This is a genomic window from Pseudomonas koreensis (assembly GCF_024169245.1).
Classification (GTDB): domain Bacteria; phylum Pseudomonadota; class Gammaproteobacteria; order Pseudomonadales; family Pseudomonadaceae; genus Aquipseudomonas; species Aquipseudomonas koreensis_F.
Genome location: NZ_JALJWP010000001.1, coordinates 1,573,782 through 1,588,971, shown reverse-complemented (window position 1 = coordinate 1,588,971; position 15,190 = coordinate 1,573,782). Strand labels below are relative to the sequence as shown.

The 15,190-nt window shown below is 61.8% G+C and carries 12 protein-coding genes; 9 read left to right on the top strand and 3 right to left on the bottom strand.

Annotation, left to right across the window (positions count from 1 at the left end):
- The first annotated feature begins 330 nt into the window (after positions 1-330).
- The 7 genes from J2Y90_RS07265 (at position 331) to tauD (ending at position 8,724) form a co-directional block, all read left to right on the top strand.
- Positions 331-2,655 carry a Tex family protein gene (locus J2Y90_RS07265; protein WP_253497940.1) on the top strand — a complete coding sequence of 775 codons (2,325 nt, stop codon included), beginning with the start codon at positions 331-333 and terminating at the stop codon, positions 2,653-2,655.
- A complete protein-coding gene (locus J2Y90_RS07260) occupies positions 2,655-3,038 on the top strand; it encodes a PaaI family thioesterase (protein WP_052512482.1) in 384 nt (127 codons plus the stop codon). The genes J2Y90_RS07265 and J2Y90_RS07260 overlap by 1 nt, the downstream gene beginning before the upstream one ends.
- 246 nt (positions 3,039-3,284) lie before the next feature.
- Positions 3,285-4,868, top strand: coding sequence for a glutamate--cysteine ligase (gene gshA, locus J2Y90_RS07255; RefSeq protein ID WP_253497938.1), 1,584 nt, complete (start codon positions 3,285-3,287; stop codon positions 4,866-4,868).
- A gap of 257 nt (positions 4,869-5,125) precedes the next feature.
- Positions 5,126-6,103, top strand: a complete 978-nt coding sequence (tauA, locus tag J2Y90_RS07250) for a taurine ABC transporter substrate-binding protein (protein WP_253497936.1) — start codon at positions 5,126-5,128, stop codon at positions 6,101-6,103.
- 15 nt (positions 6,104-6,118) lie between these two features.
- Entirely contained in the window at positions 6,119-6,913 is a 795-nt protein-coding gene (tauB, locus tag J2Y90_RS07245; protein WP_253497934.1) for a taurine ABC transporter ATP-binding subunit, read from the top strand.
- On the top strand, positions 6,910-7,743 hold the full coding sequence (gene tauC / locus J2Y90_RS07240; RefSeq protein WP_253497932.1) for a taurine ABC transporter permease TauC: 834 nt from the start codon (positions 6,910-6,912) through the stop codon (positions 7,741-7,743). The genes tauB and tauC overlap by 4 nt, the downstream gene beginning before the upstream one ends.
- Before the next feature lie 138 nt (positions 7,744-7,881).
- Positions 7,882-8,724: a taurine dioxygenase gene (gene tauD / locus J2Y90_RS07235; protein WP_253497929.1), complete on the top strand. Its 843-nt coding sequence runs from the start codon at positions 7,882-7,884 to the stop codon at positions 8,722-8,724.
- A gap of 115 nt (positions 8,725-8,839) precedes the next feature.
- Here the strand turns inward: tauD and mgrA are convergent, their stop codons facing one another.
- From mgrA to J2Y90_RS07220, 3 genes are all read right to left on the bottom strand, one after another.
- Positions 8,840-9,877: an L-glyceraldehyde 3-phosphate reductase gene (gene mgrA, locus J2Y90_RS07230; protein WP_253497926.1), complete on the bottom strand. Its 1,038-nt coding sequence runs from the start codon at positions 9,875-9,877 to the stop codon at positions 8,840-8,842.
- 72 nt (positions 9,878-9,949) lie between these two features.
- On the bottom strand, positions 9,950-11,269 hold the full coding sequence (locus tag J2Y90_RS07225; RefSeq protein WP_253497923.1) for an LLM class flavin-dependent oxidoreductase: 1,320 nt from the start codon (positions 11,267-11,269) through the stop codon (positions 9,950-9,952).
- A 1-nt stretch (position 11,270) separates the two neighbouring features.
- Positions 11,271-13,496 carry a TonB-dependent receptor gene (locus J2Y90_RS07220; protein ID WP_253497920.1) on the bottom strand — a complete coding sequence of 742 codons (2,226 nt, stop codon included), beginning with the start codon at positions 13,494-13,496 and terminating at the stop codon, positions 11,271-11,273.
- A 202-nt stretch (positions 13,497-13,698) separates the two neighbouring features.
- Here J2Y90_RS07220 and J2Y90_RS07215 point away from each other — a divergent pair, with 202 nt between their 5' ends.
- Positions 13,699-14,736 carry a LacI family DNA-binding transcriptional regulator gene (locus tag J2Y90_RS07215; RefSeq protein ID WP_253497917.1) on the top strand — a complete coding sequence of 346 codons (1,038 nt, stop codon included), beginning with the start codon at positions 13,699-13,701 and terminating at the stop codon, positions 14,734-14,736.
- A 189-nt stretch (positions 14,737-14,925) separates the two neighbouring features.
- Positions 14,926-15,186 (top strand): hypothetical protein, encoded by a 261-nt coding sequence (locus J2Y90_RS07210; RefSeq protein ID WP_253497914.1) that lies wholly within the window; start codon positions 14,926-14,928, stop codon positions 15,184-15,186.
- The last annotated feature ends 4 nt before the right edge of the window (positions 15,187-15,190 follow it).

Below are 15,190 nucleotides of genomic sequence, written 5' to 3'. Positions count from 1 at the left end.
ATGGCGTAGCTGCCGTTATACGCACCGTGTGCATTGTTAGCAGATTTTTCCTTCACTGCCAGAAAACCGGGGTTTATGCCTACAGACTGCGACGCCCCCGAATGACAGAACGCTGGTTATAATGCGCGGCGTTTTGCGCCAGGCAACGTCTGAATCGTTACCGTAAGTGGCCGGTATTTTTTCCGGCCATGTGCAGCAACTGTTCGATTTCACGGGTCAATGGGCAGCCTCTTGATCCAGGCAGCGGCAATCTTTCAGCCGCTCAATCAGCCTCCAGGCCTTTATCTGCGTGCCTGTGAGCCTGCTTTTCATACTATGTCAGGTGGTTTTATGGACAGCATCAACAGCCGCATCGCCGAGGAACTCGGCGTACGCCCACAACAGGTCGAAGCGGCCGTCGCGCTACTCGATGAAGGTTCTACCGTTCCCTTCATCGCCCGTTACCGGAAAGAAGTGACCGGCAGCCTCGATGACACTCAGTTGCGTCATCTGGAAGAGCGCCTGCGCTACCTGCGAGAACTCGACGAACGGCGCATCAGCATCCTCGCCAGCATCGAAGAGCAAGGCAAACTCACCCCGGCCCTCGAGCGTGACATCAAGCTCGCCGACACCAAGACGCGCCTCGAAGACCTGTACCTGCCGTACAAGCAGAAGCGCCGCACCAAGGGCCAGATCGCCCTCGAAGCCGGCCTCGGCGAACTGGCCGACGGCTTGTTCAACGACCCGAACCTGTCGCCGGAAACCGAAGCCGCGCGCTTCGTCGATGCCGAAAAAGGCGTGGCCGACGTCAAGGCTGCGCTGGAAGGCGCCAAGTACATTCTCATGGAGCGTTTCGCCGAAGACGCCGCCCTGCTGGAAAAACTGCGTAATTTCCTCAAGCAGGAAGCGATCCTCAGTGCCCGCGTCATCGCTGGCAAGGAAGAGGAAGGCGCCAAGTTCCGCGACTACTTCGAACACGACGAGCCGCTGAAAAGCATGCCGTCGCACCGCGCCCTGGCGATTTTCCGCGGCCGCAACGAAGGCATCCTCAGCTCCGCGCTGAAGGTCGGCGATGAATTGCCCGGTACCATGCACCCATGCGAAGGCATGATCGGCCAGCAGTTCGGCATCCAGAACCAGAACCGCCCGGCGGACAAGTGGCTCAGTGAAGTGGTGCGCTGGACCTGGAAGGTCAAGCTCTACACCCACCTGGAAACCGACCTGCTGGGCGAGTTGCGCGACGGCGCCGAAACCGAAGCGATCAACGTTTTCGCGCACAACCTGCATGACCTGCTGCTGGCCGCTCCGGCTGGCCCGCGCGCAACCTTGGGCCTCGACCCGGGCCTGCGTACCGGCTGCAAGGTTGCCGTGGTCGACTCGACCGGCAAGCTGCTCGACCACGCCACGGTTTACCCGCACGTGCCGCATAACAAGTGGGATCAGACCATCGCCATCCTTGCCGCTCTGTGCGCCAAGCACTCGGTGGACCTGATCGCCATCGGCAACGGCACTGCCAGCCGCGAGACCGACAAGCTGGCGATCGAGCTGATCAAAAAATATCCAGCGATGAAGATGACCAAGGTCATGGTGTCCGAAGCCGGCGCCTCGGTGTACTCGGCCTCGGAACTGGCGGCCAAGGAATTCCCGGACCTCGATGTGTCGATCCGTGGTGCCGTGTCGATCGCCCGTCGCCTGCAGGATCCGTTGGCCGAGCTGGTGAAAATCGATCCAAAGTCCATCGGCGTCGGCCAGTACCAGCACGACGTCTCGCAGCTGAAACTGGCGCGCGGTCTGGACGCCGTGGTCGAGGACTGCGTGAACGCCGTCGGTGTCGATGTGAACACCGCATCCGTGGCATTGCTGGCGCGGATTTCCGGCCTCAACGCGACGCTGGCGCAAAACATCGTTGCTCACCGTGACGAACACGGCGCGTTCAAGACCCGTGCAGCGCTGAAGAAAGTCGCGCGACTGGGCGAGAAAACCTTCGAACAGGCCGCCGGTTTCTTGCGCGTGATGAACGGCGACAACCCGCTGGATTCCTCGGCGGTGCACCCGGAAGCCTATCCGCTGGTGCAGCGTATTGCTGCGGAAACCGACCGCGACATCCGCTCGCTGATCGGCGATGCCGCGTTCCTCAAGCGCCTGGATCCGAAGAAATTCACCGACGAAACCTTCGGTCTGCCGACCGTCACCGACATCCTGCTAGAACTGGAAAAACCCGGTCGCGATCCACGTCCGGAGTTCAAAACTGCCGAATTCCAGGAAGGCGTCGAGGATCTCAAGGACCTGCAACTGGGGATGATCCTTGAAGGCGTGGTGACCAACGTGACGGCGTTCGGTGCATTCGTCGACATCGGCGTGCATCAGGACGGTCTGGTGCACATCTCGGCGCTGTCGGAGAAGTTCATCAAAGATCCGCGTGAAGCGGTGAAGGCCGGTGACGTGGTGAAAGTGAAGGTCATGGAAGTCGACATCCCGCGCAAACGCGTCGGCCTGTCGATGCGCATGAGCGACACTCCGGGCGAGAAGATCGACGGCGCCCGTGGTTCGCGTCCGGGCTCGGCACCGCGCCAGTCTTCGGGCAACGCGCCGCGCAAGGAAACTGCGACCGCCGCACCGGTGAACAACGCGATGGCCTCGCTGTTCGCCAACGCCAAGCAGTTGAAGAAACGCTGATGGAAATGCCGGCCGGGCTCGTCGAGAGCGCGTTTTTCAAGCTGTTGGGCTGCCGCCTGCACAGCCTCGAAACCGGGGTGGCGCAAGTCGCCCTGGCTCTTGAGCCCGAACTGCGCAACCGTGGCGGCAAGCTGCACGGCGGCGCGCTGTTCAGTCTGGTCGACATTGCCATGGGCCTGGCTTGTTCCAGCAGCCATGGCTTCGATCAGCAGAGCGCGACCATCGAGTGCAAGATCAACTACATCCGCGCCGTTTCCGACGGCGAGGTGCTGTGCACGGCCCGGGTGATCCACCCGGGCCGGCGCACGCTGGTGGTCGAAGCCGAGGTCATGCAGGGCGACAAACTGGTCGCAAAAGCGCAAGGCACCTTCGCTGTCCTGTAGATGTTGCTCATCATTTTGAGTTAATTTCGGCGCAACGAATCCTGTGGGAGCTGCCGCAGGCTGCGATCTTTTGATTTTGTTTTTCAACAGCAAGATCAAAAGATCGCAGCCTCCGGCAGCTCCTACGGGTTATGTGTGCGGCTGACAGGCTAGAAAACCAGGCGATAACGCCAGTTTCAACTTCACCCTTGTAGACCGTCCTGCCCACCCCCATATTGGGGCGACTGACGCGTGAAGGAATCCAAATTGAGCGAACTTCTCAACCGCCGCCTGGCTCTGCTCGGCGAGCGCGCCCACCTCTCTCTGCTCAAGCAGTGCCTGCACGGTATCGAACGTGAATGCCTGCGTGTGACCAGTGAAGGTCGCCTGGCGCAAACGCCGCACCCCGAAGCCCTGGGTTCCGCGCTGACCAACGAACAGATCACCACCGACTACTCCGAATCGCTGCTGGAATTCATCACACCCGCCCTGCCGGATCCTGCCGACACGCTGGCGAGCCTGGACAGGATTCACCGCTTTGCCTACAGCAAGCTCGGCAACGAGTACCTGTGGAGTCCATCGATGCCGTGCCCGTTGCCGGCCGAGGAAGATATCCCGATCGCCTATTACGGCACCTCCAACATCGGTCAGCTCAAGTACGTCTATCGCAAGGGCCTGGCCCTGCGCTACGGCAAGACCATGCAATGCATCGCCGGGATTCACTACAACTTCTCCCTGCCGGAACAGCTCTGGCCATTGCTGCGCGAGGCCGAAGGTTTCGTCGGCACCGATCGCGATTTCCAGTCGGTGTCCTACATCGCGCTGATCCGCAACTTCCGCCGCTACAGCTGGCTGCTGATGTACCTGTTCGGCGCATCGCCGGCACTGGATGCCGGTTTCCTGCGCGGGCGTTCGCATCAGCTCGAACAGCTCGATCCGGACACGCTGTATCTGCCGTACGCCACCAGCCTGCGCATGAGCGATCTCGGTTATCAGAGCAACGCCCAGGCCGGCCTGACGCCCTGCTACAACGATCTGACCAGCTACACCGACAGCCTGCGCGAAGCGGTGGCAACGCCTTACGCGCCGTACGTTGAAGTGGGCACGCACAAAGATGGCGAGTGGGTGCAGCTCAATACCAACATCCTGCAGATCGAAAACGAGTACTACTCCAACATCCGCCCGAAACGCGTGACCTACACCGGCGAACGGCCGATCCAGGCGCTGATGGCGCGCGGCATTCAATACGTCGAAGTGCGCTGCCTGGACATCAACCCGTTCCTGCCGATGGGCATCGACATCACCGAGTCGCGCTTCATCGACGCCTTTTTGCTGTACTGCGCGCTGAACGACAGCCCGCTGCTGACCAACACTTCGTGCGGCAACGCCACCTCGAACTTCCTCAGCGTGGTCAAGGAAGGCCGCCGTCCAGGCCTGCAATTGCAGCGTGACGGTCAGCCGGTCGAGATGAAGCAATGGGCGGCCGAGCTGCTCGAGCAGATTGCACCGCTGGCGGCGATGCTCGATCAGAGCGTCGGCGGCGATGCCCACAGCAAAGCGCTGGATGCGCAACTGGCCAAGGTCAACGACCCTTCCCTGACGCCATCGGCGCAGGTGCTGGCCGCCATGGCCGAGCACAAGGAAAGCTTCGCGCAGTTCTCCCTGCGCCAGAGCCAGGCGCATGCCGAGTTCTTCCGCAGCGAACCGCTGGCGGCTGACGAGCAAGCGAAGTTTGAAGAACTGGCCCGGGCATCCCTGGCACAGCAGACCGAGCTTGAGCAGAACGAGGTCGGCGATTTCGACGTGTTTGTCGGCGCGTATCAGGCGAGCATCCTGGCAATCAGCAATTAAAGCCGCCCCGGCCTTGATCGTTCCCACGCTCTGCGTGGGAATGCAGCCTGTGACGCTCCGCGTCACTTTGGACGCAGAGCGTCCCTTGAGGCGTTACCACGCAGAGCGTGGGAACGATCAGTTAAAGGCCCACATCCTCTCCTGCCCTAGATTTTTCCGCTCATAAGCTCATTCGAAAAAGTTATTTATTTCTCGATTCTTAGATCATTTAGTCTCCTTTCACGCCGACATTCGGTCGCCTGATCTGGAGCTCCCAATTGAAACTGAATTTCCCGCTTCGCCTGCTTGCCGCCGCCTCGCTGGCCGCTGCAAGCTTCCTGGCCCAGGCGGCCGATCTCACTGTCGCCTACCAGACCACCGTCGACCCGGCTAAAGTCGCTCAGGCCGACGGTGCCTATGAGAAAGCCACCAAGGCCGACATCAGCTGGCGCAAGTTCGATAACGGTGCCGACATCATCGCCGCCATCGCGTCCGGCGATGTACAGATCGGCTACCTCGGTTCGAGCCCGCTGACCGCCGCGATCACCCGCAAAGTGCCGGTGGAAACCTTCCTGATTGCCACGCAGATCGGCGCCGCTGAAGCGCTGGTTGCGCGCGACGGTTCCGGCATCAAAACGCCGCAGGATCTGATCGGCAAGAAAATCGCCGTGCCGTTCGTGTCCACCGGGCATTACAGCCTGCTCGCCGCGCTCAAGCACTGGAACATCGATCCGTCGAAAGTCACCGTGCTCAACCTCGCGCCGCCAGCGATCATCGCCGCGTGGAAACGCGGCGACATCGACGCCACTTACGTGTGGGATCCGGCACTGGGTGTGGCCAAGGAAAATGGCAAAGTGCTGATTACTTCCGGCGAGCTGGCCAAGTTCGGTGCGCCGACCTTCGATGCGTGGATCGTGCGCAAGGACTTCGCCGAGAAGCATCCGGAAATCGTCACCGCGTTCGCCAAGGTCACCCTCGACGCCTACGCCGACTACCGCAAAGACCCGAAAGCGTGGCTGGCGAATCAGAGCAACGTCGACAAACTGGTGAAGCTGTCTGGTGCCAAGGCCAGCGACATTCCATTGCTGCTGCAGGGCAACGTCTACCCATTGGCGGCGGATCAAGTCAGTGACCTCGGCGCGCCGACCACCAAAGCCATCACTGACACCGCCGCGTTCCTCAAGGAGCAAGGCAAGGTCGAAGCCGTGCTGCCGGACTACGCGCCTTACGTCAGTGCCAAATACATCACTAACTGATCGGGAGATACAGCGATGGCCTTGCTACAGCTGGAGCGCATCAGCGCACAGTACCCGGGCAGCCCCGAGCCGGTGCTGGCGGATATTTCTCTGACCCTGGGGCCGCAGCAGTTGCTGGTCGCCCTCGGCCCGTCCGGCAGTGGCAAGACTTCGCTGTTGAACCTGATTGCCGGCTTCGTCGAACCGAGTGCCGGGCGCATCACCCTCGACGGCGTGCCGGTCAAAGGCCCGAGCGCCGAACGAGGCGTAGTGTTTCAGGACGACGCCTTGCTGCCCTGGCAGGACGTGCTGGAGAACGTCGGCTTCGGCCTCGAACTGGCCGGTGTCGGCAAGGACCAGCGGGAAAAAATCGCCCGGGAAATGCTCGCGCTAGTCGATCTCGCCGGCTTCGAAGACCGGCGCATCTGGCAATTGTCCGGTGGCCAGAAACAACGCGTCGGCCTCGCCCGCGCCCTTGCTGCTGATCCGCGCGTGTTGCTGATGGACGAGCCGTTCGGTGCGCTTGATGCATTCACTCGCGAGCAGATGCAGGAGCTGTTGCTGCAAGTCTGGCAACGCACGGCCAAGCCGGTTTTCCTGATTACCCACGACATTGAAGAAGCGGTGTTCCTCGCCACGGACCTGATTCTGCTGGCGCCGAATCCAGGGCAGATCGTTGAGCGTCTGCATCTGGATTTCGGTCAGCGCTACGCCGCTGGCGAGTCGGCCCGCGCGATCAAATCCGATCCGCGATTTATCGAAACCCGCGAACACGTGTTGAGCAAAGTCTTCTCGCAACGCAGCGCCGTACCCCGGCAGGAGCGCGCATGAGCAGTTACGACGTTTCCGCTGCGGCGGTGAAAACCCCTTCGGTGAGCATTCCGGTACGCCGTAGCCTCAGCACGCGCTGGATCAGCTTGCTGACCTTGTTTGCGTTGTTGGTGATCTGGTGGGCGGTGACCGCCACTGGACTGATCGAACCGCTGTTCCTCCCGCCGCCGTCCGCCGTGTTGCAAAAAGGCTGGTTGCTGGCGACTACCGGTTACATGGACTCGACCCTTTGGCAGCATTTGGGCGCGAGCCTGAGCCGCATCGGCCTGGGTCTCGGCTTCGCGATTCTGACCGCTGTGCCGGTGGGCATCGCCATCGGCGCCAACCGCATCGCTCGCGGCGTGCTGGATCCGTTGATCGAGTTCTACCGCCCTATCCCACCGCTCGCCTATCTGCCGCTGATCGTGATCTGGTGCGGCATCGGCGAGTTGTCGAAAGTGCTGCTGATCTATCTGGCGATTTTTGCGCCGATTGCGATTGCCACCGCGACTGGCGTACGTACCGTCGACCCGGCAAAACTGCGCGCAGCGCAGTCGTTGGGCGCGACGCGCGTGCAGTTGATTCGTCATGTGATTCTGCCCAGCGCCTTGCCGGACATACTCACTGGCGTGCGCATTGGCCTCGGAGTTGGCTGGTCGACCCTGGTCGCCGCTGAACTGATCGCGGCCACCAGCGGCCTCGGCTTCATGGTGCAGTCGGCCGCGCAATTTCTGGTCACCGACGTGGTGGTGCTGGGGATTCTGGTCATCGCCCTGATCGCCTTCGCCATGGAAATGGGCCTGCGCGCATTGCAGCGCAAACTGGTGCCATGGCACGGCCAGACGCACTGACAAATTCCAAATGAATCCCCTGTGTAGGAGCTGCCGAAGGCTGCGATCTTTTGATCTTTTTTCAAGAAGATCAAGATCAAAGGATCGCAGCCTTCGGCAGCTCCTACACAGGAGGCCCCGAATTCGACGAGAACGACCATGAGCACCCTCAACATCACCCCGTTAAGCTCGGCCCTCGGCGCGCAGATCAGCGGCGTCGACATCAGCCAGCCGCTGAGCCTGGAACACCGCGACGCTATCGAGCAGGCGCTGCTCAAGTATCAGGTGCTGTTCTTCCGTAACCAGCCGATCGAGCCGGCACAGCAGGCACGCTTCGCGCATTACTTCGGCGACCTGCACATTCACCCGATCTACCCGAACGTACCGGAGCAACCGGAAGTACTGATCCTCGACACCGCCGTCACCGACGTGCGCGACAACGCGATCTGGCACACCGACGTGACGTTCCTGCCGACGCCGGCGATGGGCGCCGTGCTCAGCGCCAAGTTGCTGCCGGAATTCGGTGGCGACACCTTGTGGGCGAGCGGTATCGCCGCGTATGAAGCGTTGTCGGCACCGATGAAAACCCTGCTCGAAGGGCTGACGGCGACTCACGATTTCACCCGTTCGTTTCCACTGGAGCGCTACGGCAATACGCCGGAGGCGCTAGCCCAGTGGGAAGAGGCGCGGCGCAAGAATCCACCGCTGTCGCACCCGGTGATTCGCACGCACCCGGTGAGCGGACGGCGCTCGCTGTTCGTCAATGAAGGGTTTACCTCAAAGATCAACGAGCTCTCGGAAACCGAGAGCGAGGCGATCCTGAAGTTTCTGTTCGCCCACGCGACCCGGCCGGAATTCACCATTCGCTGGCGCTGGCAGAAAGACGACATTGCGTTCTGGGATAACCGCGTGACCCAGCATTACGCGGTGGACGATTACCGCCCGGCACGGCGGGTGATGCAGCGCGCGACGGTGTTGGGGGATGTGCCGTTCTTTGCTTGATCGTTCCTACGCTCTGCGTGGGAATGCCGCCCGGGACGCTCTGCGTCCCATCTAAAGCCGAACGCGGAGCGTCCGTTGATGCATTCCCACGCGGAGCGTGGGAACGATCAGTCTGTCACTCCGCCGTCGAAGGCTTCTCCCAAAGATTGATCCCGCCCTCCTGGGCAAACCGATCGATCTCCGCCAGCTCTGCAGCGCTGAAATCCAGATTCTTCAGCGCGCCGACGTTCTCGATAATCTGCTCCGGCCGGCTCGCACCGATCAACGCCGAGGTTACCCTTGGGTCACGTAGCGTCCACGCCAGCGCCAGTTGCGCCAGGCTCTGGCCGCGACGTTTGGCGATTTCATTCAATGCGCGCACATGGGCAATGTTCGCTTCGGACAAATGCGACGCCTGCAACGAACCGCCGCCCGGGCGATTGACCCGTGCATCGGCCGGAACGCCGTTGAGGTATTTGTCGGTAAGCAAGCCCTGCGCCAGTGGAGTAAAAGCGATGACGCCCGTGCCGAGTTCATCGGTGGTGTCGAGCAGATCCTTTTCCACCCAGCGATTGAGCAGGTTGTACGCCGGCTGATGAATCAACAGCGGCACCTTCCACTCTTTCAGCAGCTCAGCCATTTCGCGGGTTTTCACCCCGGAATAGGACGAGATACCGATGTACAACGCTTTGCCCTGCTGTACGGCAGTGGCGAGGGCGCTGGCGGTTTCTTCCAGCGGGGTGTCCGGGTCGAAGCGATGCGAATAGAAGATATCCACATAGTCCAGACCGAGGCGTTGCAGGCTCTGGTCGAGGCTCGCCAGCACGTATTTGCGCGATCCGCCGCCCTGGCCGTACGGGCCAGGCCACATGTCCCAGCCAGCCTTGCTGGAGATGATCAGTTCGTCACGGTAATGCTTGAAGTCTTCGCGCAGCAGGCGCCCGAAATTGATCTCGGCGCTGCCGTACGGCGGGCCGTAGTTGTTGGCCAGATCGAAATGGTTGATGCCCAGATCGAACGCGGTGCGCAGCAAGGCGCGCTGGGTGTCGATCGGTGTGCTGTCACCAAAGTTGTGCCACAGGCCCAGCGACAAGGCCGGCAGCACCAGACCGCTGCGGCCGACGCGGCGGTAGGGAATGGAGTCGTAGCGGTTTTCGGCAGCGGTGTAAGTCATCGAATCCTCTCTTGTCTGTCTTGAAATGGGTGTCGATTGCTCGTGTGGGAGCGAGCCTGCTCGCGAAGGCTGTTACGCAAATCTATTGCCGGGTCGAGCCAGGCCCAGGTTCTGCCGCAACGTGCGGCCTTCATATTCAGTTCTGAACAAGCCACGCCGTTGCAGTTCCGGCACTACGCCGTTGGCGAAATCTTCGAGCCCGCCCGGCAGGTGCGGCACCAGCACGTTAAAGCCGTCCGCCGCGCCTTGCTCGAACCACTCCTGCAGGCGATCGGCAATCTGCGCCGGCGTACCGACCAGACTGTAATGCCCCCGCCCGCCAGCAATCCTGCGACCGAGTTCGGCAAGGGTCAGGTTCTCCCGACCCGCCAGCTCGGTCAGCAGCTTCTGTCGACTCTGCTGACCGCTGTCAGTCAGCGGCAACTCTGGCAATGGCCCGTCCAGCGGGTACTTCGATAAATCGAAGTTGCCCAGCATACGCTCAAGCAGCGCGACGCCCACCTCGGGTTCGACCAATTGCTGAAACGTTTCACACTTTTCCTGCGCTTCGGCCTCACTGGCACCGACCACCACAAAAACCCCAGGCATGATTTTCAGCGAATCGGCACTGCGTCCGAACCTGGGCAAGCGTCCCTTGATATCGGCGTAAAACGCCTGAGCGGCGCCCAGCGAAGTCTGTGCGGTGAACACCACTTCAGCGGTTTGCGCGGCCAGCTCACGCCCGGCTTCGGACGATCCGGCCTGGACAATTACCGGCTGCCCCTGTGGCGAGCGCGCGACATTCAGCGGGCCTTTGACCCGGAAATGTTCACCCACATGATCGAGCACATGCAGCTTCTGCGGATCGTAATAGGCGCCGCTGGCCTTGTCGCGGTGGAAGGCATCGTCCTCCCAACTGTCCCAGAGCCCGGTGACCACCTGATGAAACTCCCGGGCGCGGCTGTAGCGTTCGGCATGGCCGAGGTGTGCGTCGCGGCCGAAATTCAGCGCCTCGGCGGCGTTGTCCGAAGTCACCAGATTCCATCCGGCACGTCCGCCCGACAAATGATCGAGCGAGGCGAACTTGCGCGCCACGTGGTACGGCTCGTTGTAACTGGTGGTGACCGTGGCGATCAGGCCGATGTGCTCGGTTACCGCGCTCAGTGCCGAGAGCAACGTCAGCGGCTCGAAGTGATCGGAGCGCGCCATGCGGCTGGCGATATCCTGGGTCGGTGCGGCGACGCTGTCGGCGACGAACAGCGCGTCGAACTTTGCCGCTTCGGCGATCTGCGCCAGGCGTTTGTAATGGGCGAAATCCAGCCCCGCATCCGCCGGCACATCCGGGTGCCGCCACGCTGCCACGTGGTGCCCGGTGGCCATGAGAAAGGCACCGAGTTTCATCTGTCGGCTCATCTCAGAAATCCTTGCGCAGTTGCACGCCGAAGTAGCGTTCGTCATCGCGCGGCACGGCGCGATAGATGTAGCTGCCGCCACTGGCCAGCAATGGCGAATAGGATTTGTCGGCGAGATTCTTGCCGAGCAGGGCGACGCGCCAGCCGTTGCTGTAATCGGCCAGCGCGACGCTGGCGTTCCACAGCCCATAGGCGCCCTGCTTGGTATCGGGGTTCTGGCTGATGTCGTACTGCACTTCGCTCTGCCAGCTGTAATCGGTGCCCAATTCAATATCGAGGCCATTGTCCAGGGGGATTGTGTAGTCGGCGCGCACGTAGCTTTTCCAGTCCGGGCTGAACGGCAGTGGTTTGCCGTTGACGTTGCACGACGCCGCTGCGCCGGCCGGGCAGGCGAACTCATCAATGCGTGCGCGGGTGTAGGCCAGTGCGCCGGAGAACTTCAGCTGCTGGGTGGCTTGCAGGGCGTAATCGAGTTCAACGCCTTCGCTGGTGACGCTGCCGGCGTTGATCAGACGCGTCACCACCTGCCCGGCGACGGTGTCGAAAAAGTTCGCCTGATAGTTGTCGTACTCGCTGTGGAAGACCGCCAGGTTGGTGGTCAGGCGATTGTTCCACGAAGTGGCTTTGATCCCCGCCTCCCAGGTGTTGGAAGTCTCCGGTTTCAGCGCTTCGGTATCGCGCGGTTGCATGTTGAAGAACACGTTGTAGGCCGGGCCTTTGTAACCGCGCGAATAGGTCAGGTAAGTGGTGACGGTATCGCTCAGGTCGTACTGCAAGCCGAGGCGACCGGACCAGCCGTCTTCGTCCACCGAGCCTGAGCTGCTCGTCGCGGGTTGAATGCCGCTGACCGTGGTGGCCGAGGTGGATACGCGACGGTGATCGTATTCCAGATCATCGTGGGTATAGCGCAGGCCGGCGATGCCGCGAAAGTCCCCAGTGAAGTTCAGCGTGCTCTCGCCAAACACCGCGTAGCTGTCGCTGGTGGTGCTGTAGTCGGCGACGCCACGGTCGGTGCGAGTCGTGGTGGTCAGGATGCGCCGGTAGGTCTCGTCGTCCTTGCCATGCATGTAGAACAGGCCGCCGACGTACTCGAGAAACTCGCCCTTCGGTGAGGCCAGGCGCAACTCTTGCGAGTACTGGTCGAATGTCAGATCGCCCTTGTCTGCGGTGCCGGGGAACGCGGCGGTCACGGTGCCGAGGCGATCGCCGTCCTGATACTGGGTGTTGTCCCAGCCACGCCACGCCGTGATCGACGTCAGCGTGTAATCACCCAATTGCCAATCGAGCTGGCCGGACAGGCCTTTGTTGATGTCTTCGATGTGAGAGCGGGTGTCGGTGTTGATATTGCGGTTGTGGCTGGTGGCATTCACCGGACTCAGCGCGTTGGCGAAGGCCGGGGGCAGCGCTTGGCTGACAACGCCATTGGGCGCGTCGTCGTGGGACTGCATGTAGTCAGCGATCAGGGTGAAGGTGATGTCGTCGTTCGGGGTGAATTCGAGTTTGCCGCGCACGCCGCGATGGTTGTAACCGTTGACCTCGTGGCCGTTGTGCTGGTTGTCGACGTTACCGTCGTAGGTGCCGAACGAGGTGCTGATCGAGCCCTTCAGCGTGTCCGGAATGAGGCTGCCGCCGAGGCCGAAACGGGTGCGGCTTTCGTTGCCGCTGTAGTACGACTGATCGATGTAACCGTGGGTTTCGGCGGTCGGCGCTTTGCTGGTGATGTTGAGTACACCGGCCGAGGCGTTCTTGCCGAACAGCGTGCCTTGCGGGCCGCGCAGCACTTCGACGCGCTCAAGATCGAGCAGATCCAGCGTGGCCTGACCGGGCCGCGCATACACCACGCCATCGATCACCGTCGCCACGGTCGGCTCGACGCCGGGTGAGGTGGAAATGGTGCCGACGCCGCGCACGAATAACGAGGTGTCCTTGTTCGAGGCGCCGGTGCGGAAATTCAGCGACGGCACTTGCTGAACGATGCTCGCCACGCCGTTACGGTTGTCGCGTTCGAGCTGTTCGCCGTCGAGCACCGAAACTGCCACCGGTACTTTCTGCAGCGACTCTTCCCGGCGAGTCGCGGTAACCGTGACGGATTTCAGCGTCGGTTCCTGATCGCTGCTGTCAGCGGCAAACGCCGTGGGCAGCGGCAGCGCCGCCAGCCCGGTGAAAATCCAGCCCGCCGCGCGAATCGACTGCGTCAGTGTGTGTGGTGCCCCAGGAAAATTGCGCATAGGTATCCGCTCGAAAAATGGCCCTGAACCGCTGCCGTTCTGCGACGACAGCGCCTGAATCTGTCTTGGGCATTCGCTCGAGCGAGTAGCAGACAACGCGCTTTGTTAGCGCTAACATCGCCAGTATTGGCACCTGCGCATAGAGCGTCCAATACTGAAAAATTACTTTTATATGCGATTCGGTTTTTACAGGGGTCGAGTCTTGAGCGACGAGAAAACGCGCAAACGCCGAGGCGCCGGCCGTGTCACGTTGAACGCCGTGGCGCGGGCGGCCGGGGTGTCGGCGATTACCGTCTCGCGGTATTTCAATCAGCCCGAACAGGTTTCGCCTGAGCGTCGCGAGCGCATTGCGGCAGTGGTCACCGAGTTGGGCTACGTGCCGAATCTGGTGGCAGGCGGCCTGGCCTCGGCGCGCGGAAAAATCGTTGGCATGATCATTCCGAACATCTCCGGGCCGATCTTCGCCAACACCATCCAGGGCTTCAGCGACACCCTCAGTCGACACGGTTATCAGCTGTTGCTGGCGTCGAGTTATTTCGATATCGAGCAGGAGGAGAATGCCGTGCGTGCGTTTCTCGGCTGGTCGCCGGCGGCATTGGTGCTGACCAGCCACTTCCACAGCGCAGGCACCGAGAAGATGCTCGCCGAGGCGGATATCCCGGTCATCGAAACCTGGGATTACCAGCCGGAACGCGAGCCGATGCAGATTGGCTTTTCGCATTTCGAAGTGGGCGTTACAGCGGCAAGACACTTGCTGGAGAAAGGCTATCAACGCATCGCTTTCGTGCAGAACAGCGCGCCGGGGGACTTCAGTGCCCTGGAGCGCCGCGATGGTTATGCCGCCACTCTGCGAGGCGCAGGGAGGGAGCCATGGCTCTTCGCTCCGGACGCCGGCCGCGCACCGTTCGAGGCCGGCAAGCAAGCGATGGAAGCCTTGATGAACGCCTCACCGCGCCCCGACGCGATCATCTTCGCCAACGACAACCTCGCCGCCGGCGGCCTGCTCGCCGGACAACGCGCGGGCATCAGAATCCCCGAAGACTGCGCCGTGCTCGGCTTCGGCGATTACCCGTTTGCCGAGATGCTGTTGCCGAGCCTGAGCACGATCAAACCGCCGGCGCTGGAGATCGGTGTACTCGCCGCGACACGCGTGCTGGAAAGCCTTGGGGTATTGCCGAGCGACGAAGTGCAGCGGCTGAATCTGCTGCAGTGCCAAGTGATCGAGCGCGAAAGCATCTGATGAATATCGCAGCGGCGGGATTGGCTATGCTCTAGAGGAGAACCTGGGGGCCCTATCGCGAGCAGGCTCACTCCTACAGGGAATGGGGTTGACCACAGGATTTGCGGGCAGCCGCGACCCACTGTAGGAGTGAGCCTGCTCGCGAAGGCGGCCGATCAGGCAACACCCATCCACCAGGCCAAACCCGCCATGCACACCACCATCATCATCGTCTTCGGCCTGGCCCTGCTCGCGCTGATGCTTTACATCGGCGAGCACATCGGCTTCAGCCGCCACACGCTGGCCTACGCTTTTGCGGCGCTGTGGCTGGCGTTGACGCTGATCAATGGCGCGGTCGGTGTGGTGCATTCGGGGCAACCGTTGGGGTCGGCGATTGCGCTGGGCAGTGCGGTATTCGGCGTGCCGATGGCAGCGATGGTTTTGTTCATGGTGCTGAGCGCCGAGGCGTGAATCG

Bases quoted from the DNA above. Each gene is read 5' to 3' on its own strand.
- tauD (WP_253497929.1), top strand. From the start codon at position 7,882: ATGAGCACCCTCAACATCACCCCGTTAAGCTCGGCCCTCGGCGCGCAG.
- J2Y90_RS07220 (WP_253497920.1), bottom strand. From the start codon at position 13,496: ATGCGCAATTTTCCTGGGGCACCACACACACTGACGCAGTCGATTCGC.
- tauB (WP_253497934.1), top strand. From the start codon at position 6,119: ATGGCCTTGCTACAGCTGGAGCGCATCAGCGCACAGTACCCGGGCAGC.
- tauC (WP_253497932.1), top strand. From the start codon at position 6,910: ATGAGCAGTTACGACGTTTCCGCTGCGGCGGTGAAAACCCCTTCGGTG.
- J2Y90_RS07225 (WP_253497923.1), bottom strand. From the start codon at position 11,269: ATGAGCCGACAGATGAAACTCGGTGCCTTTCTCATGGCCACCGGGCAC.
- mgrA (WP_253497926.1), bottom strand. From the start codon at position 9,877: ATGACTTACACCGCTGCCGAAAACCGCTACGACTCCATTCCCTACCGC.
- J2Y90_RS07265 (WP_253497940.1), top strand. From the start codon at position 331: ATGGACAGCATCAACAGCCGCATCGCCGAGGAACTCGGCGTACGCCCA.
- J2Y90_RS07260 (WP_052512482.1), top strand. From the start codon at position 2,655: ATGGAAATGCCGGCCGGGCTCGTCGAGAGCGCGTTTTTCAAGCTGTTG.
- J2Y90_RS07210 (WP_253497914.1), top strand. From the start codon at position 14,926: ATGCACACCACCATCATCATCGTCTTCGGCCTGGCCCTGCTCGCGCTG.